This window comes from Hymenobacter cavernae (assembly GCF_014641455.1).
Classification (GTDB): domain Bacteria; phylum Bacteroidota; class Bacteroidia; order Cytophagales; family Hymenobacteraceae; genus Hymenobacter; species Hymenobacter cavernae.
In genome coordinates this window covers 168,705-188,076 of record NZ_BMHT01000004.1, presented here as the reverse complement: position 1 = coordinate 188,076, position 19,372 = coordinate 168,705, and the positions used below count along the sequence as shown (strand labels likewise).

13 protein-coding genes are annotated in these 19,372 nt (G+C 57.5%); all 13 read right to left on the bottom strand.

The window, feature by feature from the left end; translation table 11 throughout:
- Window positions 1–30 precede the first annotated feature (30 nt).
- The 13 genes from IEX74_RS11970 to IEX74_RS11910 all read right to left on the bottom strand — a co-directional run bounded on the left by IEX74_RS11970 (window position 31) and on the right by IEX74_RS11910 (window position 19,285).
- On the bottom strand, window positions 31–1,428 hold the full coding sequence (locus tag IEX74_RS11970; RefSeq protein ID WP_188814231.1) for a DUF4974 domain-containing protein: 1,398 nt from the start codon (window positions 1,426–1,428) through the stop codon (window positions 31–33).
- 203 nt (window positions 1,429–1,631) lie between these two features.
- Complete coding sequence (locus IEX74_RS11965; RefSeq protein ID WP_188814230.1) at window positions 1,632–2,768, bottom strand: sialidase family protein; 1,137 nt, start codon at window positions 2,766–2,768, stop codon at window positions 1,632–1,634.
- A gap of 139 nt (window positions 2,769–2,907) precedes the next feature.
- A complete protein-coding gene (locus IEX74_RS11960) occupies window positions 2,908–5,667 on the bottom strand; it encodes an alpha-L-rhamnosidase (RefSeq protein ID WP_188814229.1) in 2,760 nt (919 codons plus the stop codon).
- A 213-nt stretch (window positions 5,668–5,880) separates the two neighbouring features.
- Complete coding sequence (locus tag IEX74_RS11955; protein WP_188814228.1) at window positions 5,881–6,765, bottom strand: hypothetical protein; 885 nt, start codon at window positions 6,763–6,765, stop codon at window positions 5,881–5,883.
- Between the two features lie 48 nt (window positions 6,766–6,813).
- Window positions 6,814–7,107: a helix-turn-helix domain-containing protein gene (locus tag IEX74_RS11950; RefSeq protein ID WP_229755243.1), complete on the bottom strand. Its 294-nt coding sequence runs from the start codon at window positions 7,105–7,107 to the stop codon at window positions 6,814–6,816.
- Between the two features lie 36 nt (window positions 7,108–7,143).
- Window positions 7,144–7,473, bottom strand: a complete 330-nt coding sequence (locus tag IEX74_RS11945; protein ID WP_188814227.1) for a DUF5615 family PIN-like protein — start codon at window positions 7,471–7,473, stop codon at window positions 7,144–7,146.
- Window positions 7,457–7,696, bottom strand: coding sequence for a DUF433 domain-containing protein (locus IEX74_RS11940; RefSeq protein WP_188814226.1), 240 nt, complete (start codon window positions 7,694–7,696; stop codon window positions 7,457–7,459). The genes IEX74_RS11945 and IEX74_RS11940 overlap by 17 nt, the downstream gene beginning before the upstream one ends.
- Window positions 7,697–7,838: 142 nt before the next feature.
- Window positions 7,839–10,658 (bottom strand): glycoside hydrolase family 2 protein, encoded by a 2,820-nt coding sequence (locus IEX74_RS11935; protein ID WP_188814225.1) that lies wholly within the window; start codon window positions 10,656–10,658, stop codon window positions 7,839–7,841.
- A gap of 91 nt (window positions 10,659–10,749) precedes the next feature.
- Window positions 10,750–11,148 (bottom strand): endonuclease domain-containing protein, encoded by a 399-nt coding sequence (locus tag IEX74_RS11930; RefSeq protein WP_188814224.1) that lies wholly within the window; start codon window positions 11,146–11,148, stop codon window positions 10,750–10,752.
- A gap of 96 nt (window positions 11,149–11,244) precedes the next feature.
- Window positions 11,245–13,221, bottom strand: coding sequence for a sialidase/neuraminidase family protein (locus IEX74_RS11925; RefSeq protein ID WP_229755242.1), 1,977 nt, complete (start codon window positions 13,219–13,221; stop codon window positions 11,245–11,247).
- Window positions 13,218–14,192 carry a glycoside hydrolase family 43 protein gene (locus tag IEX74_RS11920; RefSeq protein WP_188814223.1) on the bottom strand — a complete coding sequence of 325 codons (975 nt, stop codon included), beginning with the start codon at window positions 14,190–14,192 and terminating at the stop codon, window positions 13,218–13,220. Before IEX74_RS11920 ends, IEX74_RS11925 begins: the two co-directional genes overlap by 4 nt.
- A 296-nt stretch (window positions 14,193–14,488) precedes the next feature.
- Window positions 14,489–15,883: a glycoside hydrolase family 140 protein gene (locus IEX74_RS11915; protein WP_188814222.1), complete on the bottom strand. Its 1,395-nt coding sequence runs from the start codon at window positions 15,881–15,883 to the stop codon at window positions 14,489–14,491.
- 231 nt (window positions 15,884–16,114) lie between these two features.
- Window positions 16,115–19,285, bottom strand: a complete 3,171-nt coding sequence (locus IEX74_RS11910; protein ID WP_188814221.1) for a DUF6298 domain-containing protein — start codon at window positions 19,283–19,285, stop codon at window positions 16,115–16,117.
- Window positions 19,286–19,372: the final 87 nt, after the last annotated feature.

Below are 19,372 nucleotides of genomic sequence, written 5' to 3'. Positions count from 1 at the left end.
AAGCTCAGTATGACGGTCTTTTTCTAGGTTCTACTGATGCGCTACTGACTTATTGAAAACGGCCTGCAACGCGTCGAATCCTTTGATGGCGTTGGCGGGCAGCAGTTCGCTGTTTTTGCCGAAAACCCGCTGCGCTTCTTCCTTCTCAATCGTCACTTTTGCTTCATCGAGTTTGCCGGATTTATCTTCCGCGGCGGCTAGGTTCAGACCTAGGTTCTTGGCCATGAACTCGTACATGGCTTGGCGTTTGGATGGGCCGTAGTCGTGGCCTTCTTTGGGCAGGTGTACGTTCTTGGCTAGGTCTGCTTTGCCGTAGAAGCCGTAGATTTTTTGCACGAAGGGGTAAGCCGTTTCGGGCGTTTGGGCGGTCCAGTCGCCGCCGTCGGTTACGGCGAGCATGGGCCGGGGGGCGGCCATGGCGGCTATTTCGGCGTTGTTGGTGCCACCACCGCAGAGATGCACGGGCATGCCGCTTTCGCAGGGGCAGCCGCCGCTGTGGTAGGTCGAGAGCATTACCACGGGCACACTCACTTTAATGCGGTCATCGAGGGCCGTGAGCAGCATGGTTTGGCTACCGCCGCCCGAGCCGCCAGTGATGGCCACGCGGTTCTTATCAGCATCTTTCAACGACAACAGGTAATCCAAGCTACGAATGCCGTTCAACGCCTGCACCGTCATGGCGAGGCTGCGGTGGTGATCTTCGCCCTTAAACTGGAGCAACGACTCGCCCCAGGCAAACAGGTCGTAGCTATACACCATGGCGCCCATGCGGGCTAGGGTCGCGCACCGGTATTGCGCATCAGGTCGGTAGCGCCCGTCGCCAAAGTGGCCGTCGGGGCTGATGATGACCGGGACTTTACCTTTGGGCTTCAGCGGTTTATACAACGAACCCGTTACGTAGAGGCCAGGCAGCGTTTCAATAGCTAAGTTCTCAACAGTGTAGCCGTCGTACTGCCGCTTGCTGGTGATGATGGGCTTGCTGCTCGGCTTGGCAGGCAGTGGCGAGAGCCGGAGCGCTTGCCACATACAGCTGCGCAGCTCGGTTTTGCGCTTCTCCCAGGTGGCTTGGTCGTGGTACAGCGTGGAGAGGTACGCTAGCTGCTCCTTGCCTTCCTCGGGCGTTTTGAGGTGATACTGAAAGGTTTTGAGCTTGTACGACTTGTCGCCCGATGGCGTGACTTGCAAATCAAACGGCGACAACACGTTGCGCAGCGTCTCGTCCACATCGGGGCGGTAGCGCCACTCGGCGTAGGTCAAGGACTTGTCCTTCACCATGTCGGGCGAGTACTTGATCTTCACGTTGTAGCGCTGCTGAATCTCATCCAGCACCGTTTTGAGCGGCATTTGGTACTGGTCGTCCGAGTTCTGGGCGAAAGCACTAAGGCGAATCAGGCTAGCACCAATAAACAGAAGAAGCTTCTTAGACATAGAAAGTAGGTTATCGTTCTGGTGGGCGCCTCACCGCCTAGCCCCCTCTCCGAAAGGGAGAGGGAGGACTAGCTCTAATACATTAGCTCTTAGCCTTTAATAAGTAAAAAAGCCAGTCCAGTATTAGAGAAACTAGAGCTAGTCCTCCCTCTCCTTTTCGGAGAGGGGGCTAGGCGGTGAGGCGCCCGTCCGCGCTACAGCGTTTAGTCCTTGGTAATCTCGGCGGAGCCTTGCGGCGGTTTGTAGCCTTTGATCGTGGGCCACACACCATTCTCGATTTTCACTAGCTTCATCTTCTTCGGGTCGAGCACGGCGTGTTTGATGCGTTGGCGGCGCCACGTGTAGATGAAGTGCACCAGGCCATCTTTGGTCTGAATGACAGAGGGATACGAGTACTGGCTGATGGGCGAGTCTTCCAGAATAGCGGCGGCGTACCAGGTTTTGCCGTCCTTCGACACGGCTACGTTGAGCGGCGTGCGGGGGCCTTTGGCGAGGGTGCCGGGCGGCAGCACGTGGTTGTACACCAGCAGTTGCCGACCGTCGGCTAGGGTCACGGCGTCGGTGCCGGAGTTGTTGTTGGGCAGCGTGGTTTTCGCCAGCGGCGACCAGGTTTTGCCTTGGTCCGTCGACCACGTTTCGAGGATGGCCCGGTCGCGGCTGCGGCAGAGGGCTTGCAGGCGGCCGTCTTTGTAGGTCAGGATGCTAGGTTGGATAGCGCCCTGCGTCTGGCCATTGTCGATGGGGCCGATCATCGACCAGGTTTTGCCCTTATCGGTTGACGCCTCGAAGTGCACTTTCCAGCCGCCGCTGCCCTCGGTGCTGGTGGGGCTGAGCAACGTACCATTGCTGAGCAGCACCGGCTTGTTCTTCACCGGCCCGATAAAGCCTTCCGGCAGCGCTTCGGCCGCCGACCACGTCAGGCCGTTGTCTTTGGAGGTGCGTATCCAACCTTTCCACTCCGACGGCTTCGGGCCGATTTTGTAGAACAGCAGCAAGTCGCCGTTGGGCACTTGGTAGAGCACGGGGTTCCAGGTCGGGTAGCGCAGGGTTTCGTTCACGATGCCGTTGGCTACTTCTACCGGCGCGGTCCATTTGCCGTTTTCCTGACGGCTCACCCAAATACCGACGTCGGGGTTACGCTCCTTGGTGCCGCCAAACCACGCGGCGACAAGGCCCTTTGGCGTCTCGGCAATAGTCGCGGCGTGGCTCTCTGGGAACGGTGCTTTCTCGAAGATAAACTCGTCAACTACTAGGCCTTTCTGCCAAGTTTTGAGTTGCGCCTGCACGTTGCCGAGGCCAGCGGAGCAGCCAAGCAACAGGAGGAAAAGGGCTTTTTTCATTCGTCTACTATGTAAATACTTAGAACGTCATGCCTCGTTGACCCCACCCCCGTCCCCTCCCCTCCGGGAGAGGGGTGCGTTCAACGAAGCTAGGTTGTCGTCTGGCACCCCTCTCCCGGAGGGGACGGGGGTGGGGTCCTCATTTCACTTCAAAAGCATAATCACCCGACCCTACTTCAAACACCGCCCTATCTCCTTCCATCCGCACGAACTTCACGCCTTCGGCGGAATTGGCTTTTTTACCGCCTTCGCGCACGTCTTTCTCCGATTTGGCGGGGAGGTAGACCAGCGCTTTCGTGTTGCCGGGCACCGAGATGTTCCAGGTGAAGCGCTTGGCGTCGCGCTTCCAGCTGCTGCGGATGAGGCCGTGCACGGAGCGGTAGGAAGCTTGCGTGGAGGTCAGGCCGTCGATGAGGGCGGGCTTCATTTCGAGCTGTTTGAAGCCGGGGGCGCCGGGGGCCGACTTGATGCCAGCTAGGTTTTCGTAGTACCACACGAGCAGGTCGCCGAGCAGCATCACGTGGTTCTGGGAGTTCATGGCGGGGTCGGCGGTGTTGCCGTTCCACAGCTCCCAGATGGTGGTGGCGCCGTTGGCAGCCATGTAGCCCCAGCTCGGATAGTCGCGGTTGGTGGCGAGCTTGTAGGCAATGTCGGGGCGACCGTAGTTCGTCAGGCCGCGCATGAGCCACTGCGTGCCGATGACGCCGGTGCTGATGTGGCCTTTGTTCTCGACCAGAATCTTATCGGCAATGTTCTGAAACACCTTGGCGCGGTCTTGCTCCGGCACCATGCCGTAAGCGAGCGGCAAGAGGTTGGCCGTCACGGTGTTGTTACTGTACTGGCAGCTTTCCGCATTCAGAAATTTCTTGTTGAAGCTTGCCTTAATTTTGGCACCTAGGTCGGCGTACTCCTGCGCGTCCTGGGGTTTGCCGACGATGGTGGCGAAGCGCTGCATCAGGTTGAGCATCTGGTAGTAAGTGCTGCTGGCGATGAGCACGCCGTCGGTGTTGCGGGCGGGGTCCTGGGAGTGAATCAGCTTCTCCGATTCGGGCGGCACGCACCAGTCGCCGTACTTGTCTTTCGTCACGATATACTCCGAGGTCATGTAGTTGGCGCCCATGTAGGCCAGCCACTTCTTCATCGAATCGTAGTGTTTCTCAATGGGTTTCCGGTCGCCGTACTGGGTGTAGAGCATGTCGGCGACGGTGAGGTAGGTGCCGGGCCAGGTCACGTTGTCGCCGTAGTAGCGCCAGAAGGCGGGCGCCACGTCGGGGATGCTGCCGTCGGCTTTCTGGGCGTTGGCAATGTCGTCGACCCACTTGGCGTAGAGGCGGCCGTTGTCGAACACGAAGCTTTCCCCGTAGGCCCCGGTGGTCCGGTCGCCGAGCCAGGGCTGGCGCTCGTTGCGCTGCGGGCAGTCGATGGGCATGCCCTTGTAGTTGCCCCGAATGCCCCAGTAGGCATTCTTATACACCTGATTAATCGTAGGGTCGGAGGTCGTGAACTCGCCGGTGGTCTGGATGTCGTCGTACACCACGCGGCCGTCGAAGTCCTGCACCGTGGGCGTGCCGGGGAAGCCGGTGACCTCCACGTAGCGGAAGCCGTGGAAAACGAAGGTCGGCTCCCAGGTTTCGGGGCTACCGCCGCGCAGGGTGTATACGTCGGTTACCTTAGCGTCGCGCAGGTTGGCTACGTACAGCTCGCCGCTTTTTTGCAGGGTTTCGGCAAAGCGCAGGGTCACTTTGTCGCCGCGCTTGCCGGTGGTGCGCATCCGCAGCCAGCCCACCATGTTCTGGCCCATGTCGAGGATGTAGACGTTGGGCTTCAGGCGGGTGATGGACGCGGGTTTGCGCGTTTCCATCACCTTCATGTTGTCGTTCATCTGGGCTTCGAAGGCGCCGCCGGGTTCTTGCACCAGCTCCGCTTTCAGCCAACTTTTGTCGTTGAAGCCGGCGGTGCTCCAGCCAGGCATTTCCTTGGTGGCGTCGTACTCTTCGCCGTCGTACTCGTTGTTGGTGCGGATGGGGCCGTCGGCGGTGCCCTTCCAGGTGTCGTCGGTCTTGATGACGTCGGTGCTGCCGTCGGCGTAAGTTACTTCCAGCTGCATCAGCATCTTGGGGTAGCCAAACGTCTTGATTTTGTAGGGCTTGTAGTTCTGCCGCATGGCGTAGAAGCGACCGTTGCCGAGCGCGGCACCTAGGGCGTTGGGGCCTTGCTTGAGCAGCGAGGTCACGTCGAAGGTGTTGTACTTCACGTTCTTGGTGTAGTCGGTGGGGCCGGGCGCCAGCACCTGGTCGCCCACCTTCTGCCCGTTCAAGTACAGCTCGTACAGACCTAGCCCAATGATGTAGGCCGTGGCTTGCTTGATGGGCTTAGCGGCGGTGAACTCCTTGCGGTAGTAGCGGGCCGAGAGCCGAGCGTGGCTTTCTTCCTTGTCCCACGCAAACGGATGGTCGAAGCCGATCCAGCGACCTTTCCAGTCGAGGTAGTTCAGCAGGCCCATGCTCCAGGAATTGGCGGGGCTCCAGGAGCTTTCGCCCTTGGTCGTCCAGGTTTTCACCTTCCAGTAGCACTGTCGACGGCTCTTGAGCGGCGCGCCCGCGTACGCCACATGCACTGATTGCGAAGAGGTTACTTTCCCCGAATCCCACAAGTCGCCCTGGCCGGCGGCTAGCTTCTCCGGCGTGGAGGCGACCAGCACCTGATACGCCGTTTGCTCGATGCCGCGCTCCGAGCTGGTCAGCTCCCAGCTCAGCCGGGGCGCGGTGGCGTCGATGCCTTTGGGGTTGGCGAGCAGTTCGCACCGCAGATTTTGCAGCGCCACGCCGGTGGGCGCCGTCACGCGGAAAGCCGACAGCAGGATTGCCGCGAAAAAGGTAAGCAGGAGTTTGTAGTTCATACAGCGACCTCACCCCCTAGCTCCACTCTTACGAGCAGAAAACCAGCCGATTGGCCGGCGTGCGCCGGAGGTTCGTGGAATGCACTTTTAGGCGCTCCATAGTTCGCAAATTTTCTCGCCGAATCATTCTAGGATATTAGCACAAACCTTCACGATTTATGCATGGTGGAACTAGGGTCTGTCAATTCTCTACAGACCCTAGCAACAACATTGTCATTTTCTCTTTGGCGTTTGCAGCAAAACAGCTTTGTCTCTCTGTTCAGGGTTAGTTTTTAGGTGCCGTAGAATATTATCTGCTTTTCCATGCCCTAGTTCTTTTGCCTGTTGAATAACCGCTAAGGCTCTTTCGTACTCGTTTGATTCTGTTAGGAGCTTAACACCATAATCAAACACAGCTTCTCTCGTCACAGGAACATAGGTAATATTTCCTGTTTTGACATCAACAGCAAAATAGTCCTCAGCTACTTTTTTACTCTTGTAAGAACGTATCCAATTGATCTGATAAATATTTATCATCTCGCTACTTATCCATTTTAATCTATCGAATGACCTAAAATCAAATTCTCCAATCAAAAATATCCTGGAAGTTAAATGATCTTTATCGAATAAGACTAAGGAAATATGTTTGATATCCTCAGACAGATATCCTCTTAATTGAGCTGATTGCCTCTTATTTGGACTAACCTTTATATCCTTATAAAAGCCATTGAATACAATTCCATCTGCAAGAACTTTTTGCTCTATAGCTTCAAAAGGTTTAGATGAACAGTTACGAGCATGACAACATAACTTTATGCCCTTTACAAACAGACTTAACAGCACTTGCTTACGCTCAAAATTACCTAATCCAAGCAACTTATTGTAATCACAAAAAACGTAGCAATCCTGACATAGACCAACTTCTTGTACCGTTCCATCTAAGTCTTTATTAGATGTTAGTTGAATTATAAAACGACAGATATTATTACCGACTTCAATTTTCTTTGGAAGTAGTATATTAAAAAGGTCTTCAATTAAGCCGCATTGCTTTTGTATGTATTTCTGCTGGTCACTGGAGTTATCAACTCGATACATTAAATCCTGAAGATACCTGCCCATATTATTAAGCTAGATTTTATATACTTACTCAAGTAAAACTTCGCGTCTTCAGTTCAGCTGCCGGTACTCCGTTGGCGACTTCCCTGTTTTGGTCTTAAAGATCTTGGTGAAATGCGAGGGATGCTCAAAGCCTAGGTCATACGCAATTTCACTGATGGACTTTTCGGTGCTCCACAACAGCGCTTTGGCTTTGTCGGTCAGTTGTAGGTGAATGTGCTCCTGCGTGGTTTTGCCGGTGTAGCGCTTCAGCAAGTCCGACAAGTAGTGCGGCGACAGGTTCAAGGCGGAGGCAAAGAACTTAACACCATGTAACATGCCAAGTACCATTATTATAATAGGCATAAGACTAGCCGTTAAAAACTCGTATTGGATGCAGCTTCAGTCTTGCTTAATGATGATGGGACCGGCACCCATATTTCCTTTGTTCAAGACTGAATTCACTTTATCAGACAGTTTGGTCAGCACAGCGTACGTGTTGATTTCCGCGTTGAGTACGAAAACCGTCAACGTGTACTTCTCAAAATTCTGCTGGTGTTGGAGGTTTTTATCAAACGTCAGTAGCGCGTCAAAGCCGTCAGCAAGCATCCGCTTTAGTAGCTCGCCATTCTTAATACCATTCCAACCTTTATCTCGAACAGTGAAAATTTCGTGATTTGGAAAGTCTAGCTTTAGCCGCTTTGGTAAGTTCTCGTCAAGCAACAGCAGCATACAACTGAGCTATATTTTTGGAAGTCAGGAGCCTATTGGCTAGCTCCAGAACAGCAACCGCTTGCTCTTTAGTCACTGTAGGGAAGTCATCTAAGAATTCATCCAATGAAACACCTGCTTCCAAATGGTCAAAAAGCGACTCTACTGAAACGCGTGTACCCGTGAATACAGGTTGACCACCTAGGGTATCTGGGTCAACTGTTATGAGTGTGTTAATGTCCATATTTTGAAGATGATGACGTTCGGCTATCCGGGTGCTATACAGAGGTACAAACAAAAGAGCACTATACCTTAGTATATAAACAACGGGTAGCAAACCTCGATTGGCTTACTACCCGCTGAAATTTACTTACAAGACGAGTTTTCTACCGCTGCCCTACCGTCGGTGCTTGTGTTTGTTTGCCGGAGAAGTCGAAATACAAGGTCATTTCCTTAGCGTACGAGGGGTCTTTGCTGTAGTCGTAGTACATATTGGCGCGGCCCATCGGGCCCATGTTTTCGGGCTTCTGCGACTTGGTGCCGATGGGTGGGATGCCGTGCATGAAGGAGAGGTTGCCGCTGGGGAAGGCCGGGGCCGTGTTGTAGGGTTTGGCGCCGAAGCGGGGCGTGAACAGGCGCAGGTACACGTCTTCCTGGTCGCAGAGGATGGTGAGCGGCTGGCCGGTGGTCTGGAGCGTGAGCCAGTAGAAGTTGGAGTAGTAGCCCTTAAACTCGGGGTAGACGGGCGACTTGGTGCCGTCGGGTTCGCCGGTGCTGGTGTTGTTGTAGTCTTTGCTCCACACACCTAGGTTGGTGCCTTTCAGGCGGTCTTTCCACACGCGGTACGGACCGTCGCCGCGCCACTGGATGCCTTTTACCTCCTTCTCGGGGTAGTTGAAGCTCAGGCCGGCCAGCTGAAAATCGTAGTCTTTGGGGAAGTACTTGGCCGTCATCTTCACCCAGCCCGAGGGATACACCGTCCACTGCAACGACTGGTAGCGGCTGGCCTTCCCAAACTTCGATTCAATAACCACATTCTGACCTTCCTGGCGCTGGCTTAGGCCTTCGAAGGCCGTTTCGCCCTCGGCGAGCACCGGGCCGTGGCTCAGCGGGATGATGCCCTTGGCGTTGCGCACCTGCCGCAGCAGGCCGGTTTTACGGCTGAAGGTGAGCGTGATACCGTTGGCTGATGCCGTGTAGAGTGAATCGTTTTCCGACACGGTAGCCGCGCTGCCGCCCTGCATGTTCACGAGGCGCTGGGCTACCTGGGCCGGGTGGGCAATGGGCCAGCTCCAGGTGTAGATCTCGCGCCCGGCGGGGTCCGTGGCCGTGATGTAGAGGACGTCCTGCTGCTGCCAGTCGGCGGGCAGATTCAGCTTGAGCGGACCAAACTCGGTGGGCGCGATGCTCGGTGCGGCGATGGTACCGGTCTTGGTGACGGGCGCCGCCTTGCTGCCAGGGCTAGGTAGCTGGGCTAGCTTCCAGGTGAAGCGGCACTGGTTGAGGTTGAGGTAGTGGTAACGGTTCTGGACCCGGAACGTGCCATCGAAGGCGGGCGTGATTTCGCGGCGCTCGAAGAACACGGGGCTCCATACTTCCTTGATGGTGTAGTAGCTTCCCTCCTTCTCATGGTAAGGCCCCACGATGCCGTCGGGGGCGTGGTCGCCGTCGGTGTCGAGGATGCCGCCCTTGTCGGTGCGAACCACGGCGGCGTCGGCGAAGTCCCAGAGGAAGCCGCCGGCTGAGAGCGGCTCACGCCACATCTGCTCCCAGTAGTCTTGCAGACCAGCGCCGTGGCCGCCGTCGTAGAGGCCGTGCAGAAACTCGGTGGGAAACACGATGTTATGGCCTTGCAGGTGGGTACCGTTGCCGTAGTCGTAGTTGATGTAGTGCTGGGTATCGGTGCCGCGGAACACTTGCCAGGCGTGCACCACGGGACGCTTTTGCATGTCCATGCGGTCGAGCACGGGGTCGAGGTCGAAGTTGTGGCCGCCCTCATTGCCGTTCACCCACACCACAATGCTGGGGTGAGTTTGGTCGCGCTTCACCATTTCCTCGGTCAGCTTGGTGCCCACTTGGGTGTCGTAGGCGGCATGCCAGCCGGCCACTTCGTCGAGCACAAACAGACCTAGGGAGTCGCACACTTCTAGGAAGTGCTCGTCGGGCGGGTAGTGCGACATGCGCACGGCGTTCATATTCATGTCCTTCATCAGGTTCACGTCCTCAATGCTCAGCGCCTTGCTCATGGTGCGACCCGAGCTAGGCCAGAACGAGTGCCGGCACACGCCCTTGAACTTGATCTTGGTGCCGTTCACGTAGAAACCTTCCCGCTCGCGCAGCTCTACCGTCCGGAAGCCGAACTTCTTATTGACGGTGTGCACCGGCTTGCCGCCCTGCCGCAAGGTCATCACCACGCGGTAGAGGTTAGGCGTTTCGGACGTCCAGAGGCGGGGGCTAGGTAGCTTGATTTCGAGGTGCACAGTAGCGTTGCCGCCAGTCACGGCACCTTTGAACTCTTGGCCAGCCTTCTGACCATCAAGGGTGTAGAGTTGGCCCACTACCTCATCGGCGCTGGTACCGGCACCTAGGTACACGTCCGATTTAAAGCTGCCGTCGGCTTTGGCGTCGAGGGTTATGCGTTCGATGTGCTGGGGCGGCAACGCCTCCAAATACACTGGCCGGAAGATGCCGCCGAAAATCCAGAAGTCGCCTTTCCGCTCGGCGCCGTTCACCGATTCGTTGGCGGAGTGTTTGGCGACGGTGGCTTCAAGCAGATTGGTTTTACCGTACTTCAACAGCTTGCTGATGTCGTACTTAAAGCGGTAGTATGACCCTTGGTGCATCGCCCCCGCCGATTGGCCGTTGATCTTCACCTCGGTATCGGTCATGGCGCCCTCGAAGACGATGTTGATCGTCTTGCCTTGCCAGTTGGCGGGCACCTTGAAGGAGTACTTGTATAGGCCCTTTTCCTTCCCGCGCGCCGTGTCTTTGTCGTGGCCGTAGTTGTACTTGCCGAAGCCTTGCAGCTCCCAGTTGGAGGGCACCGCGATGGTAGTCCACTTACCGGAGTTGCGCCCGGCCGTGCAGAAGAACTTCCACTTCACCGTGTGGTCTTTGTCGGTGCCGGAGAGGTACTGGGTTTCGGTGGTTTGGGCGCGGAGGCCTAGGGGGATAAGTAGCAGGAGGATGAGTAGGAATCTGGGCATGTCGTTCTGGTGGGCGCCTCACCCCCCGGCCCCCTCTCCGAAAAGGAGAGGGGGAGCCTGACGACGGTGATGGTAAGTGGGACTACTTATTTTATAGATTGGTTTTGATGGCGGCGAGAACTGCGTCTATCTGGTTGAGGGCTTGCTCGTTGGAGAAGCGCAGGATACGATAGCTTAGCTCTTCTAGCAGAGCAGAACGCCCACGGTCGTAGTCGGCTTGGTCTGGTTCTACGTGCCCGGCTCCGTCTAGCTCTACTATTAATTTATGCGAGAGACAGACAAAGTCTACGATGTAGCGGTCGATGCTATGTTGTCGGCGGAACTTGACTCCAAGCTGACCACCTCGTAGCTGTTGCCAAAGCTTGTCTTCAGCGGCCGTTGGCTCGTGACGCATTCTTCTGGCCCGTCCCTTCAGATCTAGCTTGCTGTACTGCTTTTTATTAGCAGTGAAAATCTTGTCTTGAGGTAAATAAGGTTCAGTGGGTTCCATCCAATCCAAAATGAACAAGTTAAAAACACGTCGCGCCGTCGTGGCTCCCCCTCTCCTTTTCGGAGAGGGGGCCGGGGGGTGAGGCGCCCACTAGGGCTACTTCGCTCCCACATCTTTGGAAGCTTTCGGAGCTAGGTCAGTGGTCGAAGTTTTCAACGACTTCAAGTAGAACGCCGCGAGTGGCTCCGAGTCGCCGGTGTGCGGCAGGTCGGTGTCGCGGTCGGCGGGGGTGTCGGGGGTGGGGTAATGGCGGGCTTCGCCGGTGCGGAACAGGATGCGCTCAAAGGAAGGCACCGGCGCGTAGAAGATGAACGTGCTGGTTTTGCCACCATTCACTGCTACCGTGCACGTGCGGTTGGGGGCATCGAGCGTCACGCGTAGGTCGTATTGCTGACCGGCTTGGTACTTGGTCACGCCTTTAAAGCGGGCGCCGGCTTTGTAGAGCAACGTGCCGGTTGAGTCGAAGGAGAGTTGCACCGCAGGCAGGCCTTTTCCATCTTGAAACTCGATTTGGAGCAGGCCTTTGTCGTTTTGCGCGGGAATGATGGAGAACTCCGCCACCATATTTTTGGCCTCCGGAATGATCCGCTCGGCGGTGCCGTAATCAAACTTATCGGAGTCTTTGAGGACCAAACCCTTCGAGCCGTCGGGCAGCTTGTCGATGCCGACGGGGGCTTGCACGAGGCTGTAGGTGTTCCAGTTAGCTAGCTCTTGGCCGGCGGGCATTTGGGCAAACACATCGTTCGCCGGCGCGTCCGTTTTCACGCGCATGGGCACCGGCACCGAGGAAATCCAGATGTCCTCCTTGTTCATGCTGTAGGTCACCCACATGTTTTTGTCGGGTGGCGTGCCGTCGCCTTCCTGGATGCCGCGCACGTATTGGGGGCCGTACGACTTGTAGTTGCCGCCGTAGCGCATGGGCGAAATCTCACCGTGTACCAGCCACAAGTCAGTGTAGTCGAGGCCATTCTCGCTGGGCGAAACGGCCAGCGGCCACCGAAATTCAGACGGGTTGTACACCGTGGCGTAGTGCCCATCAGACGTGCGCTGCCCCCAGATTTTGGCGTTGCTATTCACGAAGTGCGGCGCCCGAATAACGGGGTTCGGCCAGCTCTTGCCCCCGTCGGGACTAATGGTTGTCAGGGCATGCTTCCACAAGCCCACTACCCGATTATCGGGCAAATGGTAATAGCTGAAGGCTTTGTAGTCTTTGTGAATGGGGATAAGCGGGTCGTCCTTGTCTTGCTCCTCTACCATCTGCTGCATCATCAGCGGATTCGCCAAGATTTCCTCGCAGGCCGCGACGAAGCCTTTGTCCTTGCTCTTTTTGTAGAACGGATATGTCGACTTCGATTGGTCCCAGGTCTTGTTGTAGCGCAGAAAGTAGATGGGGCCGTACTTACCGCCCGGCAGTACTTCGCGTACCACGCGCCCAATGCCCTGCCCGTCGTTGGGGTCGTCTTTGGCGTCGAGGGCAATGCCGTAGTAGCCTAGGGTAAGCAGGCGGTTTTTCTTCGACACGTAGAAGCCGACGCGCTGGTGCATCACTGCGTCGAGGTTCTTAGCCACTTTGCCCGGCTGGTCAGGCTTCGTGACGCCGTCCGGGATTTTGTAAGGCGGGAAGATCACCGTGGGGTTGCTCCAAGTGCGGCCGTCCTTGGATGTTAGGAGCAGGGTGCGGCCCGGCGGCACGTGCTCCCCGACCGGGTTGCTCAGGTATTGCAGGTAGAACTGATCTTTCCAATACGCCAGCATCGGGGCGTGATTGTAGGTCCAGCCCTCGCCGTTGGCGGCAGTCGGATGCTCGCGGTCGGCCCGTAGTACCTGCTGATTATGAACGCCAATGACTGGGCGCAGCTGCCCGTGGTGGTAATCCACGTTGCTGAGCGTGGCGCCAGTGTAGCGAATGGTTTCTTGGGCGTGCGCCGAACCTAGGCCGAGCAGACCTAGCAGCGCGGTAGTGATGAGCAGACGATTCGCCTCACCCCCCAGCTCCCTCTCCAAAGGGTAGCGCGCATCAAGCGCTTGCGGGGGAGCCAGACGGCGGAGTTTTCTAGCTATTCCCTTATTCATGGTTTTACGCTGCTTGAGGTGGCGCCGACGGCCGGAGCCGCGGGTGATGCTTGCTGTAGTTTCTTGAGGGTTTTGCGCGGGGCCATGAAGATGGTGCCGTGCTTGTGCCCCACCGGCACGCTCACTTGCGCCGAGGCGTCGGTGAACGTCTTAAAATCAGAGGTTTTCATGGCGCCGTACTTCTTCTCGCGGTAGGCGTCGTAGTAGATTAGCCACTCGCCGTGCGGTAGTTTGGCCACGCTCGGGCCTTCGGTGAAGTTGGCCGTGAAGGGCTTCGACACGTTCGGAAACGGACCTAGGGCGGTGGGACCGAAAGCTACCTTAATGTCGCGCTCGGGCCGGGTGTTGTCCTTCACGACCAGCACGTAGTCGCCGGGGCCGCGCTGAAGCACCTCCGAATCGATGGCGCTGAACCCAGGGTCTAGGTAGAGCTTGGCGGGCGTGAAGGTTTGGAAGTCCTTGGTGGTGGTGTAGTAGAGGCGGTGGTTGTTGTCCTCGTCCTCCTGCCCTTTCGGGAAGCGGAAGGGAATAGTCGAGGCCCACACGATGAGGTACTGCTGGGTGGGCTTGTCGTAGAAAATCTCGGGCGCCCACACGTTTACGGTGGTCGGCTCGTGGCTCATCACATCAACAAAGCGCTGTGATGACCAGTGAATCAGGTCTTTGGAGCTAGCATAGCCGAAGCCTTTGTCGCCCTTCCACCCGCACGTCCAGACGAGGTGGTAGGTGCCATCGGGGCCTTGCGTGATGGACGGGTCGCGCATGAGCTTGCTCGGACCGGCCTGCGGGGTGAGGAAGGTTTTGCCTAGGTCCTGCCACTTGTAGCCGTCGTAGCTGTAGAGCAGGCGCAAGCCTTCGTTGGCCGGCTCGTGGAAGGACGTGAATAGGTACACGTCTTTGGAGCAGGACGCCAGTAGCCCTGCGCACAGCAGCGAGGTTAGGGAGCGTACAGCTTTATGCTTGATTGTCATTAGGTTAAATCAAAACACTAGAACGTGTCATGCTGAGCTTGTCGAACCGAAGGAAGGCGTAAGCCAAGCATCTTTACTATTTACTAGAACGTCATTCCGACGATAGGAGGAATCTCGCGTGCGGTCGTTGCACTGGCTAACCTGACGATTGGAGTTACTACTGCACGCGAGATGTCTCCCGTTGGTCGACATGACAGGCTGGCGGAGCGGGAGAGATGCTTGGCTTAAGCCTTCCTTCGGTTCGACAAGCTCAGCATGACGTTCTTTTTAGATTATTCAACATCTGCACGATCATTCTACACCGAATCCAACACCAATACCCAATCATTTCCATCCTTCTTCTCGGCCGGCGGGTTGAACTCTTGCGTGCCTTTATTGAGGAACGTACCGATGGCCGTGGTCTTGCCATCACGGGGGCTGAACCAAGAGGCTTTCACCTTCGCGCCGGCGATTTTACCTAGGTTCACCTTCATGTTCCGGCCGTTGTAAGTGTAGATGAAGGCGTAGTTCTTGCCACGGGTGGCCACTAGCCGGTCGTACTTCTGGCCTGCTTCGCCGGCAATCAACGACTGGTCAGGCACCCGGTCGAAGTAGGGCCGCGAGAGCATCAGCTGCTTCAGGTACTGCATCTGCGCGGCGCCCGGCGCGTTGATAGCCGACGACCACAGCTCTTTCGAGCCGTAGGCACTGCCTTTGTCGAAGCTGCTGTGCATCTGCATCACCGAGTTCTGGCCGTAGGTGTAGCCGAAAGCACCGGCAAATACCGACCAGTAGCCGTAGCGGCGCACGTCGGCATCGGTCCAGCGGGGCTGCGTGATGTCGTGGAGGCCCTGCGGGATGCCTTCGTACGAAGGTTCACCGTCGAGGCTAGGTTTGGTAGGCGTCATTTTGTAATCAGCCTGCTGGTAGCGCCAGTTATCGGGGCCGTAGTGGTTCTTTTCCTTCCGCGACGTATCCTGCTCGTAGCGCTGGTGACCCGATTGGTACATGTTGAAATCCAACCACTTCGCCTGATGAAACCAATCCGACGACTGCGTGCGGCCGCGCGGGTGGTACGTTACCAGGTGGTTGGGGTCATTAGCTTTCAGCGTGGCGCCGATGGTATTCCAAACTTGTAGGGAGTCGGAGCCAGCAATGTCGCCGCCGTTGAGCCAGATAATGTTTGGGCGGTTGCGGTAGCGCTCGGCCAGGAAGGTAGCGTAGGTTTTGGCTTGCTTCTGGGTCACTTTGCCGTTTTTCACGTTGGTGCCCCACACCGGCACCATGCCCATGTAGAGGCCTTTCTTCGCGGCTAGGTCGACGATGTAATCGACATGGTCCCAGAAGTCATATTGTGCGGGGTCGCTGGCAGTATTGCCTTGGGTGGTCAGGGGCCGGGCCACGTCGGCGCGCACCAGGGCCGAGTCGCCGTACACGTTCACGGCCGGCACTTGGTGCAGCACCATCACCTGAATCACGTTGAAGCCCTTTTTGCGGCGGTCTTCGAGGTAGGTTTCGGCTTCTTCGCGCTTGAGTTTGTTGAACAGCAGCCAACCGGTGTCGCCCAGCCAGAAGAACGGCTTGCCGTTCTCCGTCGTCAGGTACCGACCGTTGGCCGACACCTTTAGTTTGCCGGTGGGCTCCACCGGCGTCCAGGCCGCCAGCAGGGAAATCAGGAGAAACAGAAAAGGGGTACGCGCTTTTATAGACATCTGATTACTGAGAGAGACTACTTATTCCGTTTCATGCTGAGCTGGTTGAAGCTCTCGCGCCGTTGCCGGGTGTAGAGACGCAACACTTTGCGTCTCGTCGTTGCGGATGTTGTTTGCCTAGGTCGTTCTAGGCAGGTCGTTCAACGAGGAGACGCAAAGTGTTGCGTCTCTACAATTGTTCAACGAAGTGGTAAAGATGCTTCGGCAAGCTCAGCATGACGTTTTTTTGAATTATGCATGCTCCACCCACAGGATAGCGGGCGAGGCTTGCGGGTTCTTCAGTTCCAAGGCTTTGCCGCCTTTCACCTTCTGCTCTTTCCCGATAAGGTGACCATCTTTTGCATCGAGCCAATGCACCCGGAACGAGCCGGTGGCTTTGCTCAGATCAATTTGGGCGGGCATATTGGCGTCGCAGTATTGGATGTAGGACTTGCCGGGGCTAGCTAGGGCAAACTGCTTGGCCGTATTTTCTGGCTGCTCGGTAGGCTGCGCCACCACGGGCATAGCGGCCGCATCCGCCAGGAACCTAGCCTCTGGCACGGCTGGCACATCGGGCAGCGAACCACCGGCCATCAGCACGGCCCAGCCAAACTTGTCGGCGCCGTCGCCGGAGTAGATAACGGCTTTTTCGGGGTAGCGCTGGCGGTACTCGTGCACGGCGCGGTATACTTGGTCGAAGGAGCTAGCTTTGGGCTTGAGCAAGCGCGCGTGCTGGCGCGGAGCTAGGTTCTGGCCGCCTTCTGGCGCGTAAGCCTTCCCGTCGGCTTGATAGTGCCAGTAGCGAATGTCGATGATGTTGACCACGGCGGCGCGGGCCGGATCGGCGAGGATGGCGTCTTGCACATCTTTGGTCGTGCTTAGGCCCACGAGGGCGTTTTTGCCGGTTTCCTGCTCCCACTCCTTGATGGTATCGAGCCAGAACTGCACAAAATGCAGCGGACCGGTGAACTCCGCCCCGATCAGCTGAATGACGCCGTTATTCGCCGTGAAGTTATTGAGACACTGCCGAATGTAGGCCCGGTGCAACGCCCGCCGTACCGGATGGTTGACGTCATAGAACTGCTCGGCCATGAAGATGCGCTTGTCGCCGGCGTACGGGGGCGGCTCGGGAAAGCCCGTGTTATTGATGTTGTTGACGGGGCGCCAAGTGAAATCAGCGTAGTGCGCGCCGGCCTCGATGATGTTGTGCTGGAAGTAGTTCTGATGAATGAGCACCAAGCCTTTCTGGTCAGCTAGGTCGGCAAACTGACGCAGGCGGCCCCAGTACCACGGGTTGTACTTGGTGAGGTCGTACTTGCTCAGGCCGTCCCAGGCGGTTTCTTGGCCGCTACGCGCAAAGGGCACTTCGTAGAACGGTGGCCATACGTCGCCGTCGAGGCGGCGCACCCGCTCGTGGTCATCGCGGCGGCGCTCGTACCAGAGGGCGTAGTTCTGCTCGATACCGACTTGGTGACGGCTGAGCATGGAGTCGGTGAGCTGGGCTAGGTCGTCGGTGAGGCCGCGGCCGGTGCGACCGGGCACGTAGCGCGTAATGGCTTCGCCGGCCGACTTCAACACCTCGGGCCGCACGCTGCTGTTCCACCACGGCACATCTTGGCGGCTGCCGGTCACTAGGTTGGTGCCTCGCACCAGCCAGCCGTTGACGACGCGCATGGGCGCCGCCGACGGCTGGCTGGCCGAGGACTTTGTTTTTACTTGATCAATGGTTTTGGCCCCACCGGCTGCCACCGGAATCGGCTGGCGCTGACTGGCTTGGGAAATCCAGTTGGCAAGCTGCGGGGCAGGTTGGGTCGAGTTGGCCGTTAGCTCATTCGCCACTTTCACGCTCGGGCTGCTGGAGGCTTCGGTTTGCACCGGCATCACGTGCGGCTGCACGGCTAGGTTCTTACCTAGGCGCTCAGCGAGTTGGGCGTAGTAGAGGCTGCGCGGCTGAATGCTGTTGTTCGACTCGCCCCAGTAGCCGTTGCCCTGAAATTGCGCCCAACTGCCAAACGCCCAGTTTTGGGCCGTGGGGGGTTGAAAGCAATCGATGCGGGCGGCGGTGCACTGCCAGAACACGCTGTTGGCGGCGCACCAGCCGGCGCCTTGTCCGTCTTGGCCGCGGTTGGCGTAGCTCAGGGCGTTACCGTCGATGTTCACCACATCAAACAGCACGCCCGAGGCCCAGCTATCCGTAGCCCCGCTGAAGCTCAGGGACTCGTACGTTTGCCCCTGCACAAAGGCATTCGGGCCGGGTGCGGCATACCCCACGGCAAAATCATGGTAGCCATGCTCAGAGTAGAGGCGCTGAAAAAGCGTTTGTTGGCCATTGGTGTAGAAGGCGTTGCGACGCTGCCCACCTATTTCCGACACCGGAGCTAGGTTCTTGCAGTCTTCCACCGTCACGCGCTTGGCCGTTTCGAAAGCTGCCACGGCAGAACCGGCAAAATGCTCAAACACCACCTGACGCACCCAGGCGTCGGCGGTGTTTTCGAGGGTAATGGCCATCCAGCGGTGCGCCTCGTCTTTGGGGTTCTTGGCGTCGAAGGTGGAGCGGCAACGCAGATTTTCGACCCCTACTTGCGTGATACGACTCGGCCAGCGGTAGGTGCGCACGGTGCCACCGCCGTACGTAGCGTCGAGGGCAGTGGTGAGCGGGGCATCCAGGGTTAGCACGTCGCCTTCCACGGCAACCACTTGCCGGTCCCAGTCGATTTCGCGGGTGCCAGGCTTCCACCCGAGGGCCGAGATGCCGCCGCCAAACTCTAGTGTACCTAGCTCTTGCAACCACTCCTTGGTCGTAGGCCGGTGCACCAGCACTTGGTCGCCGGTTTTGAAGGTGCCGGCTTTCGCCACGCGAATCTTGGTGGCGTTTACTGGCACGTAGGCATCAGCCACGGGCACGGCGGCGTCGAGCTTACGGTCGTTCTTGCCTAGGATGCGAACAAGCGTTTCGCGACTCAGGCCGCTGCCTAGCAAGATGGTGCCGTCTTCGCCCATACCGCTGCCGCGCAGCACCACGCCAGAGGCTTTGATCTGCAAGCCGCCGGCTACTTCGTAGGTGCCTTTTTCCAGCAACACCGCGCCGCGGATACCGTCGCGGCTAGCCGGTAGTGTGGCGACGTAGTCGAGGGCGGCTTGAATGCGCTGGGTGGCGTCGCCGGATTTTAGGGGTACCAGGATACGCACGGGCGCGTCTGGAATAGCTTTTTCGCTGGCCGCGTAGCCGCAATAAGAGAAGTCCGGAATGCGGTTGCCTTTCTCATCGGCCACGTACACCAGCTTGTCGCCTTTTTCGGCTGAGAGCGGTGGTAGCGGCTTAACGACTTTGGGCTTTTGGGCAATTGCGGAGCTAGGCCAAGCCAAGCACCCCACGACCACCCACGTAAGTAGTTGAAGCGGCAGACTCTTTCTACCAGACACAGAAAGCGGACGAGGGGGTATCAAAATCTAGGTTCGGTTTTCGGTTCTGGGTAGTCGGGTGTTGCGCTTTTACGTTCGTCAAGAATA

What these genes read in the sequence shown, in the direction of transcription:
- IEX74_RS11925 (WP_229755242.1), bottom strand. Translation starts at nt 13,221, where the DNA reads ATGAATAAGGGAATAGCTAGAAAACTCCGCCGTCTGGCTCCCCCGCAA.
- IEX74_RS11970 (WP_188814231.1), bottom strand. Translation starts at nt 1,428, where the DNA reads ATGTCTAAGAAGCTTCTTCTGTTTATTGGTGCTAGCCTGATTCGCCTT.
- IEX74_RS11965 (WP_188814230.1), bottom strand. Translation starts at nt 2,768, where the DNA reads ATGAAAAAAGCCCTTTTCCTCCTGTTGCTTGGCTGCTCCGCTGGCCTC.
- IEX74_RS11930 (WP_188814224.1), bottom strand. Translation starts at nt 11,148, where the DNA reads ATGGAACCCACTGAACCTTATTTACCTCAAGACAAGATTTTCACTGCT.
- IEX74_RS11950 (WP_229755243.1), bottom strand. Translation starts at nt 7,107, where the DNA reads ATGCCTATTATAATAATGGTACTTGGCATGTTACATGGTGTTAAGTTC.
- IEX74_RS11960 (WP_188814229.1), bottom strand. Translation starts at nt 5,667, where the DNA reads ATGAACTACAAACTCCTGCTTACCTTTTTCGCGGCAATCCTGCTGTCG.
- IEX74_RS11920 (WP_188814223.1), bottom strand. Translation starts at nt 14,192, where the DNA reads ATGACAATCAAGCATAAAGCTGTACGCTCCCTAACCTCGCTGCTGTGC.
- IEX74_RS11955 (WP_188814228.1), bottom strand. Translation starts at nt 6,765, where the DNA reads ATGGGCAGGTATCTTCAGGATTTAATGTATCGAGTTGATAACTCCAGT.
- IEX74_RS11940 (WP_188814226.1), bottom strand. Translation starts at nt 7,696, where the DNA reads ATGGACATTAACACACTCATAACAGTTGACCCAGATACCCTAGGTGGT.
- IEX74_RS11915 (WP_188814222.1), bottom strand. Translation starts at nt 15,883, where the DNA reads ATGTCTATAAAAGCGCGTACCCCTTTTCTGTTTCTCCTGATTTCCCTG.
- IEX74_RS11935 (WP_188814225.1), bottom strand. Translation starts at nt 10,658, where the DNA reads ATGCCCAGATTCCTACTCATCCTCCTGCTACTTATCCCCCTAGGCCTC.
- IEX74_RS11945 (WP_188814227.1), bottom strand. Translation starts at nt 7,473, where the DNA reads ATGCTGCTGTTGCTTGACGAGAACTTACCAAAGCGGCTAAAGCTAGAC.